General features: G+C 69.5%; 20 protein-coding genes and 2 tRNA genes. 16 read left to right on the top strand and 6 right to left on the bottom strand.

The window, feature by feature from the left end:
• The first annotated feature begins 45 nt into the window (after positions 1–45).
• The 3 genes from O7610_RS21985 (at position 46) to fxsT (ending at position 6,436) form a co-directional block, all read left to right on the top strand.
• Positions 46–1,437, top strand: a complete 1,392-nt coding sequence (locus O7610_RS21985) for an acyl-CoA synthetase (RefSeq protein ID WP_289211733.1) — start codon at positions 46–48, stop codon at positions 1,435–1,437.
• A gap of 269 nt (positions 1,438–1,706) precedes the next feature.
• Positions 1,707–2,978 carry a hypothetical protein gene (locus O7610_RS30735; RefSeq protein ID WP_353850289.1) on the top strand — a complete coding sequence of 424 codons (1,272 nt, stop codon included), beginning with the start codon at positions 1,707–1,709 and terminating at the stop codon, positions 2,976–2,978.
• 1,115 nt (positions 2,979–4,093) lie between these two features.
• The gene (gene fxsT / locus O7610_RS21975; RefSeq protein ID WP_289211732.1) at positions 4,094–6,436 is read left to right on the top strand and encodes an FxSxx-COOH system tetratricopeptide repeat protein; all 2,343 of its coding nucleotides are present in this window, start codon (positions 4,094–4,096) and stop codon (positions 6,434–6,436) included.
• 409 nt (positions 6,437–6,845) lie between these two features.
• On the opposite strand, the gene O7610_RS21970 is transcribed toward fxsT, so the two are convergent.
• The gene (locus O7610_RS21970; RefSeq protein WP_289211731.1) at positions 6,846–7,337 is read right to left on the bottom strand and encodes a GntR family transcriptional regulator; all 492 of its coding nucleotides are present in this window, start codon (positions 7,335–7,337) and stop codon (positions 6,846–6,848) included.
• Between the two features lie 660 nt (positions 7,338–7,997).
• Between O7610_RS21970 and O7610_RS21965 the strand changes: the two genes are divergently transcribed.
• The 13 genes from O7610_RS21965 (at position 7,998) to O7610_RS21905 (ending at position 17,372) form a co-directional block, all read left to right on the top strand.
• Positions 7,998–8,246 carry a hypothetical protein gene (locus O7610_RS21965; RefSeq protein WP_289211730.1) on the top strand — a complete coding sequence of 83 codons (249 nt, stop codon included), beginning with the start codon at positions 7,998–8,000 and terminating at the stop codon, positions 8,244–8,246.
• Positions 8,243–8,755 carry a hypothetical protein gene (locus tag O7610_RS21960; protein ID WP_281550829.1) on the top strand — a complete coding sequence of 171 codons (513 nt, stop codon included), beginning with the start codon at positions 8,243–8,245 and terminating at the stop codon, positions 8,753–8,755. Before O7610_RS21965 ends, O7610_RS21960 begins: the two co-directional genes overlap by 4 nt.
• Positions 8,752–9,675, top strand: coding sequence for a GntR family transcriptional regulator (locus O7610_RS21955; protein WP_289211729.1), 924 nt, complete (start codon positions 8,752–8,754; stop codon positions 9,673–9,675). The genes O7610_RS21960 and O7610_RS21955 overlap by 4 nt, the downstream gene beginning before the upstream one ends.
• Positions 9,663–10,427 (top strand): glycosyltransferase, encoded by a 765-nt coding sequence (locus O7610_RS21950; protein ID WP_289211728.1) that lies wholly within the window; start codon positions 9,663–9,665, stop codon positions 10,425–10,427. Before O7610_RS21955 ends, O7610_RS21950 begins: the two co-directional genes overlap by 13 nt.
• A 261-nt stretch (positions 10,428–10,688) precedes the next feature.
• Positions 10,689–11,108, top strand: a complete 420-nt coding sequence (locus O7610_RS21945) for a transcriptional regulator (RefSeq protein WP_289211727.1) — start codon at positions 10,689–10,691, stop codon at positions 11,106–11,108.
• A gap of 102 nt (positions 11,109–11,210) precedes the next feature.
• Positions 11,211–11,441 (top strand): hypothetical protein, encoded by a 231-nt coding sequence (locus O7610_RS21940; protein ID WP_289211726.1) that lies wholly within the window; start codon positions 11,211–11,213, stop codon positions 11,439–11,441.
• A complete protein-coding gene (locus tag O7610_RS21935; protein ID WP_289211725.1) occupies positions 11,438–13,105 on the top strand; it encodes an FtsK/SpoIIIE domain-containing protein in 1,668 nt (555 codons plus the stop codon). The genes O7610_RS21940 and O7610_RS21935 overlap by 4 nt, the downstream gene beginning before the upstream one ends.
• Entirely contained in the window at positions 13,102–13,377 is a 276-nt protein-coding gene (locus O7610_RS21930) for a hypothetical protein (protein ID WP_289211724.1), read from the top strand. The genes O7610_RS21935 and O7610_RS21930 overlap by 4 nt, the downstream gene beginning before the upstream one ends.
• Before the next feature lie 7 nt (positions 13,378–13,384).
• Positions 13,385–13,597 (top strand): hypothetical protein, encoded by a 213-nt coding sequence (locus tag O7610_RS21925; RefSeq protein ID WP_289211723.1) that lies wholly within the window; start codon positions 13,385–13,387, stop codon positions 13,595–13,597.
• Positions 13,594–14,199: a DUF2637 domain-containing protein gene (locus tag O7610_RS21920; RefSeq protein ID WP_289211722.1), complete on the top strand. Its 606-nt coding sequence runs from the start codon at positions 13,594–13,596 to the stop codon at positions 14,197–14,199. The genes O7610_RS21925 and O7610_RS21920 overlap by 4 nt, the downstream gene beginning before the upstream one ends.
• Positions 14,196–15,968, top strand: a complete 1,773-nt coding sequence (locus O7610_RS21915; RefSeq protein ID WP_289211721.1) for a replication initiator — start codon at positions 14,196–14,198, stop codon at positions 15,966–15,968. The genes O7610_RS21920 and O7610_RS21915 overlap by 4 nt, the downstream gene beginning before the upstream one ends.
• Positions 15,965–16,150: a helix-turn-helix transcriptional regulator gene (locus O7610_RS21910; RefSeq protein ID WP_289211720.1), complete on the top strand. Its 186-nt coding sequence runs from the start codon at positions 15,965–15,967 to the stop codon at positions 16,148–16,150. The genes O7610_RS21915 and O7610_RS21910 overlap by 4 nt, the downstream gene beginning before the upstream one ends.
• A gap of 1 nt (position 16,151) precedes the next feature.
• Complete coding sequence (locus O7610_RS21905; RefSeq protein ID WP_289211719.1) at positions 16,152–17,372, top strand: tyrosine-type recombinase/integrase; 1,221 nt, start codon at positions 16,152–16,154, stop codon at positions 17,370–17,372.
• Positions 17,373–17,448: 76 nt separating this feature from the next.
• Here O7610_RS21905 and O7610_RS21900 read toward each other — a convergent pair.
• The 5 genes from O7610_RS21900 to gyrA form a co-directional block, all read right to left on the bottom strand.
• Positions 17,449–17,521: transfer RNA gene (locus tag O7610_RS21900), tRNA-Ala, on the bottom strand.
• Positions 17,522–17,573: 52 nt separating this feature from the next.
• Entirely contained in the window at positions 17,574–17,702 is a 129-nt protein-coding gene (locus O7610_RS21895; RefSeq protein WP_233606623.1) for a DLW-39 family protein, read from the bottom strand.
• A gap of 34 nt (positions 17,703–17,736) precedes the next feature.
• A tRNA-Ile gene (locus O7610_RS21890) sits at positions 17,737–17,810 on the bottom strand.
• Between the two features lie 174 nt (positions 17,811–17,984).
• Positions 17,985–18,995, bottom strand: a complete 1,011-nt coding sequence (locus tag O7610_RS21885) for a DUF3566 domain-containing protein (protein WP_289211718.1) — start codon at positions 18,993–18,995, stop codon at positions 17,985–17,987.
• A 3-nt stretch (positions 18,996–18,998) separates the two neighbouring features.
• A complete protein-coding gene (gyrA, locus tag O7610_RS21880; protein WP_289211717.1) occupies positions 18,999–21,527 on the bottom strand; it encodes a DNA gyrase subunit A in 2,529 nt (842 codons plus the stop codon).
• Positions 21,528–21,594: the final 67 nt, after the last annotated feature.

The raw sequence follows: 21,594 nt of genomic DNA, 5'->3' as shown, positions 1-21,594 counted from the left end.
TGGTCCGGAGCCGGTCCGCCCACCGGCAGGAGGAGAGTCGGGAAGATGGCGTTGCTGAACCCCACGCGACTGACCGGCCGGCCGGCGGCGGTCACCGTCGGCGACCAGTCGATGTCCGGCGACGACCTGCTCGAAGCCGCGACCGCCGTCGCCAGGCAGATCGCTGGCGCCGACACCGTCGCGGTCGACGCCACCGCCAGCCTCGACACGGTCGTCGCGCTCACCGGTTGCCTGCTGGCCGGCACCACGCTGGTCCCCGTACCGCCGGACGCCGGCCCGGTCGAACGCGGTCACATCCTGCGCGACTCCGGCGCTCAACTGCTGCTTGGCCCCAACCCGACGAGGCCGGTCGGGAGCGGCTCCGACCAGGGCGGCTCCGACCAGGGCGGGCCCGGCCAGCGCCGGACCGTCGGGTCCGACGCCCCCGCGCTGATCCTCTACACCAGCGGCACCACCGGCGCACCGAAAGGTGTACCGGTGACCAGCGCCAACATCGCCGCCGACCTCGACGCCCTCGCCGAGGCCTGGGCGTGGACGCCGGACGACACCCTGGTCCACGGCCTGCCGCTGTTCCACGTACACGGTCTGGTGCTCGGCGTCATCGGCGCGCTACGCGTCGGCTGCCGGCTGGTGCACACCGGCCGGCCCACCCCTGGGGCGTACGCCGCCGCCGGTGGCACGCTGTACTTCGGCGTACCGACGATCTGGTCCCGAATCTGCGACGACCGACCCTCCGCCCGGGCGTTACGCGCCGCCCGGCTCCTCGTCTCCGGTTCGGCGGCCCTGCCCGCCCCGGTTTTCCGCACGCTCACCGAGCTCACCGGGCAGGCACCGGTCGAACGGTACGGAATGACCGAAACCTTGATCACGGTCAGCAGCCGCGCCGACGGCGAGCGGCGACCCGGCTGGGTCGGTGCGCCGCTCGCCGGCGTACACACCCGGCTGGCCAGTGAGGACGGCGAGCAGTTGCCGGCGGACGGCGAGACCATCGGCGAACTGCAGGTTCGCGGCCCGATGGTGTTCGACGGTTACCTCGGCGCCGCCGGGCGCGGCGACTTCACCCCGGACGGCTGGTTCCGCACCGGCGACGTAGCGGCGATCGACCAGGCCGGCTGGCACCGAATCGTCGGCCGCGCCTCGACCGATCTGATCAAGAGCGGTGGTTACCGGATCGGTGCCGGCGAGGTGGAGAACGTGCTGCTGACCCATCCGGCAGTACGCGAGGCGGCGGTCATCGGCGCACCCGACGCAGACCTCGGGCAACGGGTCGTCGCGTACGTGGTGGCCGAGGGCGTGTCCCCGCAGTCGCTGATCGACTTCGTGGCCACCGAACTCTCCACCCACAAGCGCCCACGTGAAGTGCGCATCGTGGACGACCTGCCACGCAACGCGATGGGTAAGGTGCAGAAGAAGCTACTGCACGACGACCGCCGGTGACATCCCACCACTACCGACAGTCACCACATCGACATCAGCCGAACGGCTGATGTCAGGCGTTCGAGATCGATGCCATAAGTTTTCTTTACCTGCGGCTCAAGAAATCATCATTTCTGGCGCTGAAGTTGATTCTTGATTGAACCGCTCCCTAACGTGTGCGTATGGCCCGGGGCGACTAGTCATCCGCTCCCGGTGAACCCCCGCCGGCACCGTCGTGCCCGAGCCTAATACAGACATCCCAGTACGGTGAGCATTCGGAAGGTGTGCACATGGGACAACCGGCTCACAGAAGCGCCGCCAGACCCGCGAAGGGCGGACGGGCGCGCCGCGCCGTCATCGCGGTCGCGACCCTGTCCGCCTTCGGGGTCCTGATCGCCGTCAGCCAGATCTCCAGTGCTGGGACGGATCGCAAGGCCAGCGAGCAGGTCAACGGACTCGATGTGCTCGGGACCGGCTGCGACGACAGCTCATTGGAGCTACACGACGGCTTCCAGGTGGGCAGCCGCTGCGTCTCGACAGCGTTCGGAGAGGTCGGTGCGGCAGAGCAGAACCCGACGCTGCTGATCACCGAGTCGCCGGAATCGGTCGGCGTCGGCGAACCGTTCCAACTGCGGGTCAGCACCCGCAATCTGGTCCGGGACCGCTTCCTCCCGGCGGCTCAGGGCGGGTACTACGTGGAGTCCGCGCTGCTGACCGGAGACGGACTGACCCGCGGTCACTTCCACACCGCCTGCCGGATGCTGACCAGCACCACCGAGGCGCTCGACCCGGAGCCGGTGCCGGCCTTCTTCGTCGCGACTGAGGACGGTGGCGGCGGTGCTGAGCCGGATGTCGTCACTATCCAGGTGCCCGGGCTGCCCCAGGAGGGGATCGCCCAGTGCGCATCGTGGGCCGGCGACGGATCGCACCGGATCCCGATGATGCAGCGGGCCAACCAGACCCCGGCGATCGACGCCGTCCGTATCGAGGTGCGAGCCGGCGGAGCGGAGGAACCGCCCGCCGAGGAACCGCCCGCCGAGGAACCGCCCGCCGAGGAACCGCCCGCCGAGGAACCGCCCGCCGACGAACCGCCCGCCGACGAACCGCCCGCCGAGGAACCGCCCGCCGAGGAACCGCCCGCCGACGAACCGCCCGCCGACGAACCGCCCGCCGACGAACCGCCGGCCGAGGAACCGCCCGTTGAGGAGACACCGGCACCGGCCAGCCCTGAGGCGGAGGTCACCGACGATCCGGCACCGCCGACGCAGGAAGCCAAGCCCACGCCGGAGCCGACCGAGACCGCTGCCGGAGAGGAGAAGGAAGCCGAGCCGACCGCACAGCCGAGTGCGGACCCGAGCCCGACTGCCGCTGCCGGTGGAATCAATGCCCCAGCCGTGGACAACCTTGCAAACGAAGCAGATGCTGACGAGTCGGCCAGTCCGCTGGCACTGACCGGCGCGAACACCATGAACTTCCTGGTCGTCGGCCTAGTGCTGATCGTCGGCGGAGTGATCCTTGTCCACCTGACCCAACGTCGCCGCTACCCGAACCGGAAGCGCTGACCTCAACCACCTCCGTACCGCACAGCTGTGCCCACCGCGCCCAACCACGCGGTGGGCACAGCTGTCCCGCCTCAGATCGTCGTCGGGCCGCACGGCTCAGGCGCTGAGCTGGACCATCAACTGGTAGTCGTCGATCAGCCCGGTCAGTACGCTCGCCCCTGCCTGGGTCGACCACCTGCCAGACCACGGACACGACGTGGTTCCTCTGGCCCACCCGCCGGCAGGCCTGATGGCGTTGGACTGCCCGCGACTCGGCGCACAGCCCGCAGAGCCCAAGCCGGCCGCGCTGGTGTTCGCCACGCGGGACGGCAGCCCACTCCGGCGGTCAAACTTTCGTCGACAGGTCTGGCGTCCGGCGCTGGTCCGGGCTGGCTTACTCGGCAAGGTAGCCGAAGTGTCGCCGGACAAGTGGCACGCCAAGTGGACCGACGCGACCGGCGTCGAGTGGTTGCCGAGTTCGCGACCGAGCGGGAAGCCGTCGACCAGGTCGCGCTCAAGGCCGCTGGCGGGCTCCGCTTGCACGACCTGAGGAACTCGTACGCCACGTGGCTCATCAGCGACGGGGGTACGGGACGTGTTCGGCGACTTCTGCTGACGATTCGCTGATTCTGGTTCCTGGTCCGACTGGCCAGCGCGACAAGGGTCGATGCACTGGCGCGCCGACCAGCCATAATGTGGGTGGAGCCAAGGGGACTCGAACCCCTAACCCGCGTCCGGGCCTTGGATCGGGTCGAACCGGACACGTCGGCTCGCTGGCCTGCGGCGGGTTCCTCGACGTCTCTCGGCCTCTCGCAGCTGCTTCGGTTCTCGTTTGTACTGGCGTTGTCGTAGTTGATCTTCGTGGGTCGGCTTGCCGCTGTTTGGCTGGCCCCGGCAGCGATGACGTGATCCCGACTCGGTGAGTTCGGTGATTGTGCTTGTCGTCGATGATGGTGCGCGTGGCTCGGGTGTTTCCTCGTCGGTGGCGGCGGCGGACGGTTGTGTTTGCGGTCTTGGCTGTCGTCTGTGGCCTGGTGGCCCTGTTCGCCTGGTGGAATCCGTGGGGGTGGGGGCTGCCTCGGTTCGGTTGGGCGGGTACGGAACAGGCTGGCTGGATCGCGGGGATTATCGGCAGCGTGGCGGCTTTGGCGGCACTCGTCGACGGGTTCATGGCTCGGCGCGTCAAGCGTGGTCCGTCGTCGGTGCCGAAGGGTGCGGTGGTGCGTGTCGGGCGGGTCCCGGAGCGGGCGGCGTGGTTTCAGGGTCGGCCTGCGGGCGCGGAGCTGTCGCGGGCGGCCAGGGCGGGCCAGACGGCGGTGTTGACGCAGGTGTTGTCGGGGATGGGTGGGGTGGGCAAGACCCAGTTGGCGGCGGAGTTCGCGCGCCGGTTGGAGCGGGGTCGTGAGGTGGATGTGCTGGTGTGGGTGACGGCGTCGAGTCGTGACGCGATCGTCGCCCGTTACGCCGACGCTGCCCGCTCGGTGGGTGCCGCTGTGGCGGGAGACGGGGACGATGAGGCTGCGGCCAGCCGGTTCGTGTCGTGGTTGGAGCGCACGTCGAAGCGGTGGCTGGTCGTGTTGGACAACCTCGATAGCCCTGGTGACGCTGCGGACTGGTGGCCGCCGAACAGTCGCAATGGTCGGACGGTGGTGACGACCCGTCGCCGTGATCCGGTGCTGCACACGGACGGCCGTTTCCTGGTCGACGTCGATGTGTTCAGCTCGGATAACGCTGTCGATTATCTTGACGGTGCGATCGGTGCCAGTGGTGACCAGGATGACGATCTGGCTGCGTTGGCCGCTGATCTGGGGTGTCTGCCGTTGGCGTTGGCGCAGGCGGCCGCGTTCATCCGGGACCGGGGTATCGATCCTGCCGGTTATCGGGCCCGGCTGGCTGACCGGCGGAAGAGGTTGATTGAGCTTGTCCCGCCGGATGACGCTCTCCCAGATGGGCACCGGGCGACGGTCGCGGTCACGTGGTCGCTGTCGATCGACGTGGCGGACAGCCATCCGCCAGCCGGTCTGGCTCGGCATGTCTTGAACCTCGCCGCTGTGCTGGATCCGAACGGCATCCCCGAGGCCGTGTTCACCGCCGATGCTGCCGTGGCGCACCTCGCGGACCGCAGCGGGCGGCAGGTGACAGCTGACGACGTACGCGACGCGCTACGGAACCTGCACCGACTGAGCCTTGTCACCCACGACACGGCCACCGGCACGGTCCGCGTCCACGCCCTGGTGCAGCGGGTCACGCGCGACACCCTCGACCCGGTCCACCTCGCCGCTCTCGCCCGGGCCGCCGCTGACGCTCTACTGGCTGTCTGGCCCGAGATCGACCGGGACCACGACACCACGCAGACCTTGCGTGCCAATAGCACCGCTCTACGGATGGCCAGCGGTGATGCACTCCTGCAGCCCGATGCTCATACGCTGCTGTTTCGCAGCCTCCGCAGCCTCGGGAACACCGGACAAGTCGCGGCTGCCGCTACCGCGTTCGAGGAGTTGCTCGCCGACTCTGTGCGGGTGCTGGGGCCGGATCACCCCGACACCCTGACCACCCGCAGCAACGTCGCTTCCTGGCGGGGTCGAGCGGGTGACGCCGTCGGCGCGGCCGCCGCGTTCGAGGGGTTGCTCGCCGACTCTGTGCGGGTGCTGGGGCCGGATCACCCCGACACCCTGCGCGCCCGCAGCAACGTCGCTTCCTGGCGGGGTGAGGCGGGTGACGTCGTCGGCGCGGCCGCCGCGTTCGAGGAGTTGCTCGCCGACCGGCTGCGGGTGCTGGGGCCGGATCACCCCGACACCCTGACCACCCGCAACAACGTCGCTTCCTGGCGGGGTGAGGCGGGTGACGTCGTCGGCGCGGCCGCCGCGTTCGAGGAGTTGCTCGCCGACTCTGTGCGGGTGCTGGGGCCGGATCACCCCGACACCCTGACCACCCGCAACAACGTCGCTTCCTGGCGGGGTGAGGCGGGTGACGTCGTCGGCGCGGCCGCCGCGTTCGAGGAGTTGCTCGCCGACTCTGTGCGGGTGCTGGGGCCGGATCACCCCGACACCCTGACCACCCGCAACAACGTCGCTTACTGGCGGGGTGAGGCGGGTGACGTCGTCGGCGCGGCCGCCGCGTTCGAGGAGTTGCTCGCCGACTCTGTGCGGGTGCTGGGGCCGGATCACCCCGACACCCTGCGCGCCCGCAACAACGTCGCTTCCTGGCGGGGTGAGGCGGGTGACGTCGTCGGCGCGGCCGCCGCGTTCGAGGAGTTGCTCGCCGACCGGCTGCGGGTGCTGGGGCCGGATCACCCCGACACCCTGACCACCCGCAACAACGTCGCTTCCTGGCGGGGTGAGGCGGGTGACGTCGTCGGCGCGGCCGCCGCGTTCGAGGAGTTGCTCGCCGACTCTGTGCGGGTGCTGGGGCCGGATCACCCCGACACCCTGACCACCCGCAACAACCTCGCCCACTGGCAACGACAGACCAGCACCTGATCTGCGCCTTGATGCCTTCCGGACAAGGGCAACCGTCTCTCGCCGAGGGCCGAGTAACACGGCGCGGCGGGCGGTTGCCCGGTGGTGACGGTGGTTTTCCGCCCCGGCCGCGTAGCGGTCCGGGGCGGCTTGCCGCCGGGCGGTGTTCCGCCCGCGCGCCGCGCTGGGCGCGGCGTCTTGATCCAATACAGAACTATTCGGCAACGTGGGAAGCAGTGACTGCGGGCGGCGGCTGCTGCTGGTACGCGGCCCTGCACAAGCGGCAGAAGATTTAGGTTGCTGACGGTCTCCCGAGAGTGCTGCGGACGTAGGTCGGGACCAAGCCGACCCGCACCGCAGCCGCGCCAGCGGCGAGGAGCGGAAGCGGCGCGGTAGTAGGGGTTGACCACGACTCGCGGCAACGGTGACGTCAGGTCACGCGGTGGTGCTGGGCCTGGTCCTCGTCGGCGGTGACGGTGGCGCTGCGGTAGTCGAGTCCGCGTAGGTCAGGGCGGGCGTCAACGAGGGTCGCTGCGATGGTGCGGGCTGTTTGGATGGCTGCGGTGAGGTCGTGGGCGTGGATCGGGATGTGGACGACGTAGCGGCGTTGTGCGCCGGAGTCGGCTGCGGCGGTCCCTCGGTCTGCGTCGTCCTGGTGGTCGCGGTCGGGGCTGCGCGGTGCGGGTGTTGGTCGGGTGTGGGTGCCTCGGCCGTGTTCGGTGGTGACGAGTCCGTCTTGGCGTAGGGCGTTGATGGCGGCGCGGATGGTGCCGCGTGCGACGTTGAATTCTTTGGCGAGTGCGGTTTCTGCGGGTAGGAGTGCGCCGGGTGGTATGGCGCCGCTGGTGATGCGGTCGCGGAGTTGGTCGGCTACGCGGCGGTAGCGGGGTGTTCCGTAGTGCGGGGTTGGCACTCGTGTCACGTTACCTGTCTGTTGTGTAGTCAAGTGCCGTCTGGCTGCTCGTTTCCACATCTGGACAACAGGTCCACTTGTAGGTACGTTTCCCTGTGTGTGGCCGGGTTAGCCGCTCGTGATCAAGGGGTTGGCTGCGGTGGTGTCCCGGCCACACGCTCGCGTACTGCCTGGTGGCACCTCCTCTGTGTGGGGGTGCGGGTGGTGCGTGTCCTGGTCGGGGTGCGGCGTTACCCGACTCCGCCCGCCGGGCGGTGCGCCGTATCTCGCGGTGGGGCCGGCGGCTCTGCGCGTTACCCCCGTTGCGTGCGGGGTCGCCGGTCTCCTGTCAGCGTGGGAGGTGCTGATCATGAGAGCTTCGCGGTCACGTCTGGTGGCGTGGTGGCGTCGTCGACGTCGGACCGGCCCGACTGTGCGGGCGGTGGCCCGTGTCGTTCCTGGGTGGGCGGTGGAACCGACCCGGGTGTCTCCGCTGGTGGTGGGTGCGCCGTTGTTGACGGTGGGTCAGCGGTTCCGGGCTGCTGGTGGGCGGTGGTCGCGGTGACCCCGGTCGGCGGTGGCGCGGAGACAGTGGAGCATCCGGCGTGGTGTGCGCGGGACCGGTGTGGGCTTGTGGTGCCCCCACTCTTTGCGCACATGGCGCGGCGGCACCGGTCCAGGTTGTGTCAGGTGGGCACGCCTCGTGTCGCGGGCGGCAGTGTGGTGGCCTATCTGATCGGTGGTGACCGGTTGCCGCCGGTGGTGGCGGTGCACGCGGCTGCGCCGTGGCTGGGCGCGGGGTGTGCTGAGTTGCGCCTGTCGGAGGTGCGCAAGCTCGTCGACGCGTTGACCGGCCTGCTCGCCGACGCCGACACGGCCGGCACCGGACCGGGCGACGACAGCGACAGCGGCGACCGGGGGAAGGTGGGCGGCTCGTGAACGGGGAGGATGCCCGGCCGGGTGGGCTGGTGTTGTGTCCGGTGTGGTGCGCGGGGTGTGGTCCGCGCGACCGGATGCACCGGGCCGGTCTGGTGACGGCGGGGACCGAGCGCACGGGCTGGGTCAGTGCGGATGTGATCGCTGATCACGGGGCGGTGTCGGACGTACGGGTGAAGGTGGACGTCACCCGGTACGCGTCAACGCAGACGGTGTTGCTGCAGCCGGGTCCGGCGGCGCGGTTCCTCGGCGGCCTGAACCAGGCGACGCGGCTGCTGCACGCGTTCACCCGCCCGACAGTGCGGGTGGAGGGGTTGGCGTACCGGCGGGCTGCGCAGTTGGAGCCGGGGATGCGGGTGCTGCTGTTCGGCGGCGTGGTCCTGGTCGTCGACACCGACGAGGTTCCGGAGTTCCCGACGGCGGCGCTGTTGTCGGTGCGGCAGGAGTCCGGCGGCCCGGTCTACACGGTGCTGGTGCCGGCCGATATGGAGCCGCTGGTGATCGGCCCATGACCCAACGGATCAGCCGTCGGGTGGTGCGGGGCGGGGTGTGGGCGGACCGTGCCGGTGCGCCGACCACCTGGCAGACGTATGAACGTCTAGGGGGTAGCGTTGCCGGCGTGACGGCCAAGGACTGGCGCCCCCGGTATCTGCAACTCGCTGAGCAGTTGCGGGGTCAGATCCTGTCCGGGGACATGCCGCCGGGCACCCTGATGCCGTCGGAAACCGAGTTGGCCGACTCGTCGGGCCTGTCACGCACGAGCGTGCGTAACGCGATCCGGCAGCTGCGGGAATGGGGCCTGGTCCGCGCCGAACAAGGCAGGGGCACCTACGTACGGGCTCCTCGTCAGCGGGTGCGGCGGCGTAACACGGAGCGCTACCAGTGGGAGAAGGACCGCGTCCTACTCCCCGACGCGGAACGGCGGGCGACGGGCGGCACGGAGCATGACACCGGTCTGACGGTCGATGATCTGAAGTTCCACGCCGAGTACACCCGCGTCCCGGCCGATGCCGAAATGGCGGTTGCGTTCGGCCTGGAGCCCGGTGTGGAGTTGCTGCGGCGGGTGTACTGGACCACGACCCGCACGGAGTCGGCTCCGTTGTCGGTGTCGTACTCGTTCCTGCCGGTGGCGTTGATCGCCGGGAACCCGGACCTGCTCGACGCGGGCAAGGAGCCGTGGCCGGGTGGTACGCAGCATCAGCTGTACACGGTCGGGATCGAACTTGACCGGATCGTGGATGAGATCCGCGCTAGGCCGCCGTCGCCGGATGAGGCCGAACTCCTCGACATCGATCCGGGCGTGTCCGTCCTGACGGTGCGCAAAACGTCGGTGGACATCGGTGAGCGGGTGGTGGAGGTCGCCGACGTCGTCATGCCCGGCGACCGCACCGAACTGGTGTACTCGAACACGCTCGCGCGGTGGCCTGCTTGACCCAGGTCGTTTCGGTCATCACCCCGGTGCACCCGCCGAGCATCGGCTATCTCGCCGACGCCTACGCCTCCCTGGCCGCCCAGCAGATGCCGGACGGCTGGGGGTGGCGGTGGCTGGTCCAGGAGGACGGACGCACCGGGGCCGTCGCCGACGCCCTACCCGACGACCCGCGCATCTCCGTCGGTGTCGGCCGACCCGGCGGCCCCGGTGTCGCCCGCACCCTCGCGATGGACCGCGTCGACGGGCCGTTGGTGAAGGTCCTCGACGCCGACGACCAACTCACCCCCGGTGTCCTCGCCCGGGACATCGCCACCCTGACCGCACACCCGTCGATCGGGTGGTCGACGTCGCGGGTGCTGGATCTGCTGCCGGACGGGTCCACGGTCGGCTTCGACTCCGACCCACCCGCCGGGCCGATCGCCTGCGGTGACGTGCACGCGTTCTGGCTCGCCAACAACTACCGGGCACCCGTGCATCCGGCGACCCTGTGTCTGCGGACGGATGTGCTGTTCGCCCTGGGCGGCTGGATGGCCCTGCCCGCGTCCGAGGACACCGGCCTACTCCTGGCCGCGAGCACCATCACCGGCGGCTTCTTCCACGCCGAAACCGGCCTGCTGTACCGCAAGTGGCCCGGTCAGGTCACCAGCCAGGCCGCGCACCGCGAACCGGCCGAACACACGACCCGGATGCGGATCATCGAACGACGGGTACGGGCGTTGACCGCGCTCAACACCACGATCACCCTGCCCTAACCGGCACCCGTCCCGCCCCGCCTGGTCCACACCGACCGGCGGGGCTTCTTCGCGTGCCCGTCGACGTCGTCCCGTGCTCGTCGACGTCCGTCGACGTCCGTCGACCCGTTAGCTGGTCCGGGCGGGGTTGCGCTGCTGCCCGCAAGGGTCATTCGGGGTATACCGGACCACTTTCCGAGACTTGTTGACATGTCTGCCAAGTAGTCCCTACCTTTGGTCCTGCCGGTTGGCAGACGTTACTACAAGTTGGGAGTTGCAGAGATGGCTCTGCGAGGCGGAACGAGGTTCTCGGTCCGGTGTTCGGACGTGTTCCCGGCGGGGTGCGCGTTGGTGCCCGAGTCGCTGGGCGAGGTCGAGGACTACGACGAGAAGACGGGCCGGCGGTCGCCGGCGAAGGACAAGCTGACGGGTCAACGGGTGTGGCAGGTCCGGGTCATGGACCTCGACCCGGAGTTGGGCAAGCGGTCGCGGGAGACCACGGTCAAGATCTCGGCCGACCACCAGCCGGTCCCGCCGACCGGCACGCCGTTCGAGGCGGTGGAGTTCGACGACATGACGGTCACGCCGTACGTGGCCAGCAACGGGCGGATGGCGTACTCGCTGCGGGCGTCGGGGATGCGCGCCCCGGCCGGCGCGGCCTCCAACGGTAAGGCGCGCACGGGTACGGGCTCGGCGTCGTAGCACTCGGTTCGGGGTGGGGCTGTCTGGTCTTGGCGGACGGCAGCCCCACCCCTGGTGTCTTCCCCCCACTCCTCCTCTTCACAGATTCGGTGAGGTTCCGACGTGTCCCAGGTTAAGCGCGCCCAGACTCGGGCGCGGATCCGCTGTGCCGACTGCAAGAACATGTTCACCCCCAACCCTGCCGACGCCCAGGGCGACACCGACAACGCCAACGCGGCTGCCGGCGGGGATGCGGCCCGGTGTGGGCTGTGCGCGGGCCAGCTGGTGTTGCCGTTCCCCCGGCTGCGCGACGCTCGCGGCCGATTCCTCCCCATCGCCGGGGGTGACCGATGATGGGCCGTCCGCGTGGTGAGGTCGTCACCACCGTCTCCGGTGACCTGCTCGTCGTCCGGCCCCGCCGACTGCGGCTGCCCTGGTGGGCGCTCCTCCTCGGCCTGCTCGCGCGGTGGACCGGTCGGGGCCTGTGGTGGTGCCTCAAGCACCCCCGCATCCTCACCGTCTCCGTGATCACGATCGCCGTGTACCTCGACTACGGCATTGCCGGGCTGGTCACCCCGGTTGTTCTGGCCGGGTTGGGGTCGGCGGTGTGGCGGTGGCGGCACGAAACGTCCTGGTGGTCGTGGTGCGCCGGACCTGTGCTCGGCCGGTGGCGGCACGCGGTCGTGTACCGGCGGGTGTGGCGGGAAGCGATGACCATGTGTGACCTGTCGCGGGTCTACCAGCACCAGACCGTGCTACCGCAACTCCTGGCCGTGCACTGTGACCAGGCCCTTGATGTGTTGTCGGTGCGGATGCTGCGCGGGCAGACCCCTGCCGACTTCCAACAGGCGACCGAGCAGCTTGCCTATGCGTTCGGCCGTCGGCATGCACGGGTCTACACGGAACGCCCCGATGAGGTGCCGGTGCGTGGCGGTGGCTGGGTGGGGTGGCTGCTGCGCCAGGTCGACGCTTACCGGTTTCGTGACCGGCCCGACGTCGTCTACGTCGTCCTGGTCCGCACCGACGCGTTGCGCAGGACGGTTCCGCCGTTCCCGGTGCCGACGGTGCCGGACTTCACCGCGCTGCCGCTGGCGGTGCGGGAGGACCTGCGGACCTGGCATCTCCATCTGTTGGCGACGCATGTGCTGATCGGTGGGGCGACCCGACGCGGGAAAGGCTCCGTCCTCTGGTCCCTCGTGCGCTCGTTGGCGGGTGGGGTGGCGTCCGGGCTGGTCCGGCTGTGGGTGATCGACCCCAAGGGCGGGATGGAATTCGCGTTCGGCCGTCCGATGTTCGCCCGGTTCGCGTCCACCTCCTTCGACGACATGGCCGACCTGCTAGACGAAGCGGTCGCGGTCCTGCGGGAGCGGCAGGCACGTCTTGCCGGCACGGTCCGCGTCCATACACCCACCGTTGATGACCCCCTCGTTGTGGTGGTGATCGACGAAATGGCGGCGCTGACGGCGTACCTGCAAGACGTCGAGCTGCGTAAGCGGATCGCGTCCTCGTTGGGGCTGCTGCTGTCCCAGGGTGCCGGCGTCGGCGTGCTGGTGGTGGCCGCGTTGCAGGACCCGCGTAAGGAGGTGCTGCCGTTCCGGGACCTGTTCCCGACCCGGATCGCGCTCGGTCTGACCGAGGCATCCCAGGTGGACATGGTGTTGGGTGACGGCGCACGCAACCGGGGCGCGTTGGCGGATCAGATGCCGTCGTGGGCCAAGGGCGTCGGCTACGTCCTGCTGGATGGCACCCCTGATCCGGTGCGGGTCCGGTTCTCCTACCTCACCGACACCGACATCAAAACCATGGCCGAAGAGTACGCGGCGCCGGTTGCCGCTGCGGACATCCTTGCCCAGGTCGGCCGGGAAACCGCCCCCGAACCGGAACAGACTGCCGCGTCGACCCGGCGGGTTCCGTTGCCTCGTAGGCCTTCCGGGCCGCTGCTGCCTGACTCGCTACTCAACATCCTCCGGCACGACCAGGGCGACACCGACAACAGCAGCGGGGGTGGTTCCCGGTGAGCGAAACGCAGACGTCGACGTCGGGGCGGCGCTTCTACCGGCTGCGGACCCCCACCCCCGACGGCGGACGCGGAACAGCTGTCTCCGTGCGGGTCGACACCGACCGCCCCGACCCCTACCCGCTGTATGTCGCCATCGGCTCCGGCCGGCGCCGGGTCTACCTGACCCCCGGTGAGGCATGGGCGCTGTGGCGCTGCCTGTCCGAAGCGGTCGCCTCCCTCGGCGACCCACCCGACCACATCCGCACCACCATCCACCCGACCGGGAGGTAACCCGACCATGGCATCCCTCAACCGACCCTCCTGGCTCCTCGTCCGGCTGCCGTGGCTGGCCCGACTCCTGCACCGGCCGATCCGCATCACCGCGACCGGCCCCGCCGATCAACTCGCCTCCTTCCTCACCGGGCTGAGCACGTTCCTGCACCGGCACGGACGCCCCGGCCGGCGTATCCGCATCGAACTGACCATCACCGACGACAAGGACAACGCATGAGCTGGCAGCGTGCCGAAACGGTGCTGCGGCTGGTGATCCTGCTCGCCATCGGCTCGATGGCCGGCGCGGCCGCGTTCACCCACGTCCATGACCTGTCCGTCGCCCACGGCCAACCCCACTGGATCGGCTGGGCCAACGCCGTCGCCGTCGAGCTCATGGCCATCTACCTCGGCCTGGAAATCCGGGCTCGGCGTCGGACCGGTCGACCGGTCGGGTTCGTCGCCGTCCTCCTGGTCGGCTTCGCGCTTCTGTCGTTGGCCGCGCAGGTGGCTGAGGCAGAACCGTCCGTGTGGGGGTGGATCGTGGCGGCTGTCCCGTCGTTGGCGTTCCTGGCCCTGGTCAAGGTCGTGCTGTCCAGCGCACCCGCTGTCCCGGCTGGCCCGTCGGCGTCGACCACGGCGGCCAACACGGCTGATCGGGTGCGCGTCGACCAGGCGGACACCGTCGACCAGGTCCCCACCGACGACACCGACCCGGAACCGGATCACGTCGAGCGGCCGGCGGTCGTCGAACCGGCACGCGTCCCCGGTCACGCGTCGGTGCTGCCGCCGCTCGGGGTCGTCCAACCGCGACGGGCAAACGGGATGGTGGTCGGCCGATGACCGCCCCCACCCTGCCCGGACTCGACACCGATCGGCCGGCGACCGTTGAACAACCTCGACCCGGCTCACGTGCCGCGCGGATGGGCCTACCCCGGTCGGTCGACGTCCTCCGCGACGTCGCCACCGAATACGGCGTCTGCATCCGTCCGCTCGCGATGCGGCGGACCGATCTCGACACCGGCCGTACCGAGGTGATCGACCTGCCCTGCGGGGCGACCCGTGAGGACAAGTGCCCGCCGTGCGCGAAGCGCAACCGCCGACTGCGCCAAGCGCAGATCCGCGACGGCTGGCACCGCGACGACGAACCCTTGCCGCCACCCGAACCGGCCACGGATGAGCAGAAAGCGCTGATCGTTCTGCGGGCGCACTTCGAGTTCGAACGCGACGCGGCCGTACGGGAAGCCGACTGGCGACAGGTCACCGACCTCGAAGACGCCATCCGCGAAGTCGAAGACGCCATCACCGCCGAAGGACTACGCGGCCGCGTCGCACCACCCCACACCCCAACCGGCGACGGGGACGGGGTCGACCAGGGCGACGCGCAGGACAACGGCAAGCGGCGGAAGCGGTCGACCAGGCGGCGCCAGGACGCACCCGACCTACCCCGCAAGCCTGTCGAAGCGCGGACGATCGGCAAGACGTACACCGCACCCGACGGCAGCCAGTATCGGCCGTCGATGTGGCTCACACTCACCCTCGACTCCTACGGCCCGGTTCGTCCGGACGGCACACCGGTCAACCCCGACCGGTACGACTACCGCCGTGCCGCCTGGGACGCGGTCCACTTCCCCCGACTCCTGGACCGGTTCTGGCAGAACCTCCGACGGTGTGAAGGCTGGAACGTCCAGTACGCCGGATGCGTCGAACCGCAACGCAGACTCGCGCCTCACGCTCACTTCGCGATCCGCGGCACCATCCCCCGGCAGATCCTGCGGACAGTGGCGGCGGCCACCTATCACCAGGTGTGGTGGCCGTCCGTCGAAGTCCAGCACTACGGCGGCGAACACCTGCCCGTCTGGGACGTCGACCAGGGTGCATGGGTCGACCCGCACACCCGTCAACCGCTGACCAGCTGGGCGGAAGCACTCGACGCGGTCGACCACGATCCCGACGCCGAACCGGTCCACGTCGTCCGCTTCGGCAGCCAGGTCGACGCACGCGGCGTCATGCCCGGCACCCAGGATGCGGAACGCACCATCCGCTACATCACGAAGTACATCACCAAACACGCCGCCGACTGCCACACCACCACCAGCGGCCGGCAACGCGCGCACCTCGAACGGTTCTGGCGACAGTTGCAGGTCACCCCCTGCACCGACCGGTGCGCGAACTGGCTGCTCTACGGCGTCCAACCGAAGAACGCCAGCGCGAAGCTGCGGCCCGGACGCTGCCGGGGCAAAGTCCACCAACGCGCCACCCTCGGCATCGGCGGCCGGCGCATCCTCATCTCCCGCGACTGGTCCGGCAAGACCCTCACCGACCACAAACACGACGCACGGGCCTGGGTCCGGGCACTGCTCGGCGCGACGACCGACCTGGCCGGCGTCGACCAGCCGACCGGCACCGACGGCGCGACCTCGTCCCGGCACGCGTGGGAGCTGGCCCGGCCCGACGACCCGGACGTCACCCCGCTGGGGCATCGGCTGCTGCGCTCCATCTCCGAACGCGCCCGCTGGCGCTCCCAACTCCTCGCCGCGAAGGACCGGGCGGCACAGGAGACGAGGCACGACCTTTCGGCAACTGGCGACGGCGGCGAAGGGAAGCAATGACCACCCCCACCATTGAACCTCTCTGGACTGTTCAGGAAGTGTCGACGTACCTGCGGGTTCCTCCGTCGACGCTCTACCAGTGGCGGTACCTGCGGACCGGGCCACGGGCGTCACGGGTGGGCCGTCACCTGCGGTACGACCCGGCGGACGTGCGGGCCTGGCTCGCGGATCAGGCGGCCTGACATGCCCGTTGATGATCTCTGGTACCTGAACAAGCGCGGGCCGAACGGCAAGCGGCTGCCATCGAAGCGGCACGGGCAGGGCAAGCGGTGGCGGGTCCGCTTCACCGACGCGTCCGGCCGGGCTCGCACCATGTTCTTTGAGCGCAAGGTCGACGCTGACGCGTGGGATGCCGATGCCCGTGCCGGTGTCGCCCGTGAGACCAGGGTCGACCTCGCCGACCGACAGATCACGTTCCGGGAGTACGGCGAGCGCTGGCGGCTGTCCCGTGAAATCGGTTGGGCGGTGGAGACTCGGCGGCGGGTGGAATCGAACCTGCGGCTGCACCTGTACCCGGTGTTCGGCGACCAGCCGGCGCGGTCGATCCGGCTCACGTCCGTACTCGAATGGTTGACCCGCCGGCTGTCCGAGGACACTCCGGGATCGACGCTGCGGCTGTACTTCGAGCTGCTGGATGCGGTCCTGGCGGCGGCCGTCACGGACAAGCTCATCCCGGACAACCCGTGCGACGGGGTGAAGCTGGCCCAGGTGCTGCGGGGCGTCTCGCGGGTGCCGAAGTGGGTGCCGACTGAGGCGGAGGTGTTGGCGCTGATCGACGCCGTCCCGCCGCGCTACCGGGCGGCCATCTGGCTCGGTGCGGGTCAGGGCTGCCGGCACGGTGAGGCGCTGGGGATGGAAGACGGCACGCGGTGCGTTGACGCCGGGCGCGGCGAGCTGCACATCGTTCAGCAACTGCGCTACTCACCCAAGGTGTACGACGGGTTCTACCTCAGTGAGCCGAAAGCTCGTTCGTCCGGCACGATCGACCTGGATCCGGTGGTGGCGGAGATGCTGGCCGACCACGTCCGCGAGTTTCCGCCGGTCGGCGTCGACCTGGTCGACATTTGCGGGGGTGATCCGGTGCGCCGGACGGTGCCGCTGTTGTTCACCACCACGCGCGGCAGGCCGTTCACTGACCGGACCTGGTCGCGGGAGTGGGCGCGCTGGCGGGAGGCGGCCGGGTGGCCGAAGGAGCACGGCACGTTCCATGCGCTGCGGCACTTCTTCGCCACGACCTTGATCACGAACCACGCCGAGCCGCAGGAGGTACAGCGGCTGCTGCGGCACAAGACGCTGCGGATCACGCTGGAGACGTACGTGCACTGGTGGCCGAAGCGGGAGCGCACGCGGGGCCTGGTCGGGGCTGCGTTGCGGGCGGCTGCCGACGGGAGCCACCGACCATGATCAACACTGGTTTGTACCGATGTTGTACTAGTGGATCTTGGAAAACATCCAAGCCCTGGTCAGGGCGGGTGGTGAGTGGAGCCAAGGGGACTCGAACCCCTAACCCCTGCCTTGCAAAGGCAGTGCTCTGCCAGTTGAGCTATGGCCCCGAGTGGTCCCCGCCGCAGCGGTGACGACTGCGGTCCGGGGACAGAAGTTGGATCAGCGGAGATCAGGAGCGGTGGTCGCCTCGTGCCAGAGGGCACGCTCGTCGCTGGTCTCCTTGACCTTCTTGGCGATCAGCGCGGCTACGCCGATGACGCCGGCGATGATGAGGATCTTCTTGACCATGGGGCGTGTCCCCTTACGCTCGACTGTCGTGGAGTGGGGCTAGCTGGAATCGAACCAGCGACCTCAGAGTTATCAGCTCTGCGCTCTAACCGACTGAGCTATAGCCCCGTACGCGACGAGCAAGGTTACCGCACCTGTGTCCTACACCCCAACTCGGGGCGAAAGCCACCGGCAGCCGGCGAACGGAGCGCCGGACCATGGGGAGACTACCGGATCGCGGACGGCCGGGGCCAATGGGTATCGACCCGCCCGGCCGTCCTCCGCTTCCCTGAGCGGGCCGGATCAGTCCCGCTCGGCCAGGGTCAGTTCGATCCCGCCGACCAGGTCGGCGCAGACGTTGTAGATGAACGCGCCGAGCGTCGCCAGCGCGGTGTAGAGCACCACGTTGATCAGCCCGAACAGCGCCGCCGTGCCGATCACGCCCTGAGCGGTGATCCGCAGGCTCGGACCGTCCCCGGTGCCGGTACCGATCAGGTCACCGAGGCTGGCGTTGACGCTCTGGAACACGCCCATCGCGTCAAGCGCCAGGTAGAGCACCGAGGTCGCGACGATCACCACGATGAACAGCACCAGCGAGACCGCGAACGAGAACTTCATGACGGACCAGGGGTCGATCCGCTTCAGGTTGAGGCGAGCTCGACGCGGACCTCGCGAGGCAGCCGAGCTGACCCCGGGTCGCGCGGTGCGGGCACCGTCAGGGCCGACTCGCGCCGCGCCGACCGCGCCAACACCGGCACCGGCACCGGCACCGGCACCGGCACCACCGATCGTGCGTACGGTCGGCGAACCCAGGCCGGTCCGCGAGCCGGGAGTGGCCGTACCCACCCGGGCCGTGCCGCCGATGGTGCCGAACTGCCCGGTGGGCCCGAGCCCACCGCCCGGTCGGGTGCCACTTGCCGCGGTGGCGCCGAGCGCTCCACCGGTGAATCCGCTGCCGGAGCTGGCCGGCGGAGCGGATGAAACAGGAGGTGCCGACGTCACAGGAGGTGCCGACCTTCCGGAAGAGGCGGATATGCCGCCGAGCTGAGTGGCGCTGTCGCCGGTGCCTCCGGCGCGGGTCGAACCGTCGACGGAGTCGCCGGTGCCACCGGCTGGGTCGTCGGCGGGTCTGTCGGGCGGGGGAGGCATCCCTGGCGCCCGGGTGAACTTGGGCGACGGCGAATCACCGGGCACGCTGGCCCGGCCGACAGCGGCGCGGCCGGTGGCCGTTGATGTGCCTCCGGCGGCGGATTCCTCGTCGACCGGAGCCGCCGAGGATCCTGTTCCCCCCGACTTCGCCTGGGTCTCCGTCATCAACTAGTCCTGTTCGTCAGGCTCGTCGGCATTGCGAGCAATGGCCACGATGGTCACGCCGTCTGGGAGGTCCATGAGCTTGACCCCCATTGTGTTCCGGTCCCGGGTACGTCGTACAGGCTTCACCGGAGTCCGGATCACGCCACCGTTGCTGGTGATCGCGAAGAGCTCGTCGTCCGGACTGATGACGACCGCGCCGACGAGACCACCGCGGCGCTCGGTGATCTTCGCAGTCAGCACACCCTTGCCTCCCCGGCCCTGCACCGGATACTCCTCGATCGGAGTACGTTTCGCGTACCCGCCGTTGGTGGCGACCAAAACATCCAGGTCCATCCCCTCCCGGACGACCGCCATGGCGAGCAGTTCGTCGGTGTCGGTGAACCGCATCCCGATCACCCCCGATGTAGCCCGCCCCATCGGACGCAGCGCCTCGTCGGTCGCGGTGAACCGGATCGCCTGGGCGTTCTTGGAGACCAGCAGCAGGTCGTCGGCCCCGCCGGCGAGAGCCGCTCCGACCAGTTCGTCGGCGTCCCGCAGGTTGATGCCGATGATCCCACCGGAGCGGTTCGAGTCGAACTCCTCCAGCCGGGTCTTCTTCACCAGGCCGTTGCGGGTCGCCAGCACCAGGTAGGGCGCCACCTGGTAGTTCGGGATCCGGATGACCTGGGCGATGTGTTCGTCCGGCTGGAAGGCCAACAGGTTGGCCACGTGCTGGCCACGGGCGGTACGGGATGCCTCCGGCAACTCGTAGGCCTTCGCCCGGTAGACCCGGCCCTTGTTGGTGAAGAACAGCATCCAGTCATGGGTGGACGCGATGAAGAAGTGGCTGACGATGTCGTCCTGGCGCAGCGTCGCACCGCTGACGCCCTTGCCGCCCCGGCGCTGCGAGCGGTAGAGGTCGACCTTGGTCCGCTTGGCGTACCCGGTGCGGGTGATGGTGACCACCACGTCCTCGCGGGCGATCAGGTCCTCCATCGAGACCTCGCCGTCGAACGGCACGATCTTCGTCCGCCGCTCGTCGCCCCACTTGGCGACAATCTCGCCGAGCTCCTCCGAGACGATCCGCCGCTGCCGCTCGGGCTTGGCCAGAATGTCCTTGAGGTCGGTGATTTCCAGCTCGATCCGGGCGAGCTCGTCGATGATCTTCTGCCGTTCGAGGGCCGCCAGCCGGCGCAGCTGCATGTCCAGGATCGCGGTGGCCTGGATCTCGTCGACGTCGAGCAGCCGCATCAGGCCCTGCCGGGAGTCCTCGACCGTCGGCGACCGCCGGATCAGGGCGATCACCTCGTCGAGCATGTCCAGCGCCTTGACCAGACCGCGCAGGATGTGCGCCCGCTCCTCGGCCTTGCGCAGCCGGTACGCGGTGCGCCGCCGGATCACGTCGATCTGGTGCTCGACGTAGAACCGGATGAACTGCGCCAGGTTCAGCGTGCGCGGCACCCCGTCGACCAGGGCCAGCATGTTGGCGCCGAACGTCTCCTGCAGCTGGGTGTGCTTGTAGAGGTTGTTAAGCACCACCTTGGCGACGGCGTCGCGCTTGAGCACCAGCACCAGCCGCATGCCGGTACGCCCGGAGGACTCGTCGCGGATGTCGGCGATCCCGCCGATCTTGCCCTCCTTGATCAGCTCGGCGACCCGCTCGGCAAGGTTGTCCGGGTTGACCTGGTACGGCAGTTCGGTGACGACCAGCGACGTCCGGCCCTTCTTGTCCTCCTCGACCTCGACCACGGCCCGCATCCGGATCGACCCGCGACCGGTGCGGTAGGCGTCCTGGATCGGGGTGGTGCCGACGATCAGACCGGCGGTCGGGAAGTCCGGGCCCTTGACGATCTCGATCAGCGCCTCGAGCGTGGTCGCCTCGTCGACCTCCGGGTTCTCCAGGCACCACTGCACCGCCGCCGCGATCTCCCGCAGGTTGTGCGGCGGGATCTTGGTGGCCATGCCGACCGCGATGCCCTCGGAGCCGTTGATCAGCAGGTTGGGGATCCGGGCCGGCAGGATCACCGGTTCCTTGGCCCGCCCGTCGTAGTTGTCCTGGAAGTCGACGGTGTCCTCGTCGATGTCCCGCAGCATCTCCATCGCCAGCGGGTCGAGCTTGCACTCTGTGTAGCGCATCGCGGCTGCCGGATCGTTGCCCGGGGAGCCGAAGTTGCCGTTGCCGTCGACCAGCGGGTACCGCAGCGACCAGGGCTGCGCCATCCGGACCAGCGCGTCGTAGATGGCCGAGTCGCCGTGCGGGTGGAACTGACCCATCACGTCGCCGACGACCCGGGAGCACTTGACGTAGCCCCGGTCCGGCCGGTAGCCCGAGTCGAACATGGCGTAGAGGATCTTGCGGTGTACGGGCTTGAGCCCGTCCCGTACGTCCGGCAGCGCCCGCCCGACGATCACGCTCATCGCGTAGTCGAGGTACGAACGCTGCATCTCGACTTCCAGCCCGACCGGCTCGATGCGATCGTGGCGGGCGACCGCAGCCGCGGCGGCTGCCACGGGATCCGGCTCGCTGCCGAAGGACTCGGGAGTATCCGTCACAGTTAACCCTTATCAACCTTTGAAACCGTCGTACCGGTGCTGGACAACGGCTGTGGAAGCTGGCGAA

This window comes from Solwaraspora sp. WMMA2065 (assembly GCF_030345075.1).
Classification (GTDB): domain Bacteria; phylum Actinomycetota; class Actinomycetes; order Mycobacteriales; family Micromonosporaceae; genus Micromonospora_E.
The sequence above is the reverse complement of the archived record's forward strand: the minus strand, read 5'-3'. Positions and strand labels throughout refer to the sequence as shown.